This window comes from Mycobacterium sp., from assembly GCF_049280035.1.
Classification (GTDB): domain Bacteria; phylum Actinomycetota; class Actinomycetes; order Mycobacteriales; family Mycobacteriaceae; genus Mycobacterium.
On record NZ_JBAPPI010000892.1, the window covers coordinates 1 to 1,933 of the forward strand.

Annotated in this window: 3 protein-coding genes; 1 reads left to right on the top strand and 2 read right to left on the bottom strand. The window is 64.1% G+C overall.

Annotated features, from left to right (window positions below; genetic code table 11):
- The coding region (locus WAN71_RS28340) for a glutaminase (RefSeq protein WP_422228508.1) at positions 1-168 on the bottom strand (168 nt) is incomplete at its 3' end.
- A gap of 5 nt (positions 169-173) precedes the next feature.
- Complete coding sequence (locus WAN71_RS28345) at positions 174-1,232, bottom strand: zinc-binding metallopeptidase family protein (RefSeq protein WP_422228506.1); 1,059 nt, start codon at positions 1,230-1,232, stop codon at positions 174-176.
- A gap of 260 nt (positions 1,233-1,492) precedes the next feature.
- Here WAN71_RS28345 and WAN71_RS28350 point away from each other — a divergent pair, with 260 nt between their 5' ends.
- Positions 1,493-1,846 (top strand): VOC family protein, encoded by a 354-nt coding sequence (locus tag WAN71_RS28350; RefSeq protein ID WP_422228507.1) that lies wholly within the window; start codon positions 1,493-1,495, stop codon positions 1,844-1,846.
- The last annotated feature ends 87 nt before the right edge of the window (positions 1,847-1,933 follow it).

Consider the following 1,933-nt stretch of genomic DNA (forward strand, 5'->3'; position numbering starts at 1 on the left):
CGTCTGACCGTCAACGGTCACCACGCATACCCCAAACAGCTGTGGGTCCACCTCCGCCAGAGCCGGTATGTAGCTGGCGTTCTTGCCGCGGCGGTTTTTCGTGTGCTTGGCATGTGCGGCGTTGACCGCCTTGGCGATCCGGTCGGCGGCGATCGGTGTGGTGGCCATGGCAGTCAATTCTGTCCCGCAGTCACATGTTCGGCTGCAGTCGTGGTCACGACGCGATGGATGAAGCCAAGCTTTGCGACGACGTGGGGGTAGATAGTGAACGGGTATAGGTCGTCGCGGCCCATCGAGTTGTTGACCCGGTTGAGCACCCCCGACAGCACCAGCCAGTCAGCCATGATGTCCTCGATGGTGCCGTCGGCGTAGGACTCCCGAGCATAGACATCGTGGGGCAGGTCCCACTTCACCCGGTCAGCTTCGAGGACAAGGCCCGAATCCGCAATCGTGGCAAGGGTTCCGGTGGCGTGGAGATAGTGGGCCCAGGTCTCGGCGAAGTCATCCCACGGGTGGGCGGTGGCGTACTCCGAGATGAAGTCGTGCTGCCAGTTCGCAGGTGCCTCGCCGTTGTAGTGTCGTTGCAGTGCGGCTTGGTAGTCCTGCCGATCGTCGCCGAACATCGCCCGGGCGTCGTCGATGAGCGGCGTGTTCTGCACCAGCAGCATCTCGTAGTAATGGCCGACCTCGTGGCGAAAGTGGCCCAGCATCGTGCGATAGGGCTCACGCAGCTTGATGCGCAAACGCTCGCGGTATAGCTCCAGCGACTCGGCCAGGTCGATGGTGATCACGCCGTTGGAGTGCCCTGTCGTCACCGGCCGTCCCAGCGTCTTACTTGACAGCAGATCGAACGCCAGCCCGTGGGAGTCCGCGTAGTACGGACGGATGGGCAGGCCGAGGTCCATCAGCTCGAAGATCAACCGCCGCAGCGCCTTTAGGGTCGAATCGAGTTCGGACATCGCCTCATTGTCATCGGGCGCCGGCCCCTCGCGGACGAAGCTGTCTGCGTAGCAGCGGCCGAGTTCGGAGTCGTCCGCAGTCAACCAGTTGCAGCCCCGCTCCCAGTGTGCGCATCGGACCCAGCCGTGGCCATTCACGGTCACTGTTTGCGACGGCGTGCACACCATCTGCCGCGACGGGTAGTGGTAGCCGACCGTCATGGCGCAGGTCGGGCACTGCTGCACTTCGAACGCGACCGCCTGCCCGCAGTTGGGGCATCTGAAGGCACGCACGGTCAGAACCCGCCGGTACTGGCCGGTGATCCTTTGATCGTGACGTGCAACCAGCTGTTGATATCGCTGCGCGAGGCCTCGAAGAGCCAGCCCCGCTGCTCGTCGGTGAGTTCGGCGGCTGTGGTTCTCGTTGGTAGTTCCGCCGGCCCGGGCGGTGGTTTTACGCTATGAGCCTCCGGGGTTGGAGCTATCGCCGTCACAAGCCCTCCTCGGTCCGAACCCCCGCGCGGATGAGTTTAGTGCCGCCACAGGAGGCAGCAATGAGCGAGCACGAAGTCAAAATGATCATCTTGTCGACCGACAACCTGGATGAGTCGATCCGGTTTTACAGCGAGACCCTCGGCGTGTCGTTGAAGTTCCGCGACGGCGCCCACTTCGCCGCCCTCGACGGTGGGCCGATCACGCTCGCGCTGGCCACCGCGGTGGACCATCCCATCCCCGGGCAGGTCGTCGTCGGGATCAAGACCGCCGACGTCGACGCGGCGGCCAAGGCCGTCGAGGCCAGCGGCGGCGGCATTGTGAAAGGCCCATACGACGACGCCCACGAACGCCGCGCCGTGGTCTATGACAACAAGGGCAACGGCGTGGTCTTGTACAAACCGCTGGCCCGATGAACACCGCGGACGTCGGCGCGCGGGCCACCGAAGCGGTGGACTTCTTCATCGAGGCGGTAGAGCAAATCCCTTCGGAGAGTTGGGATC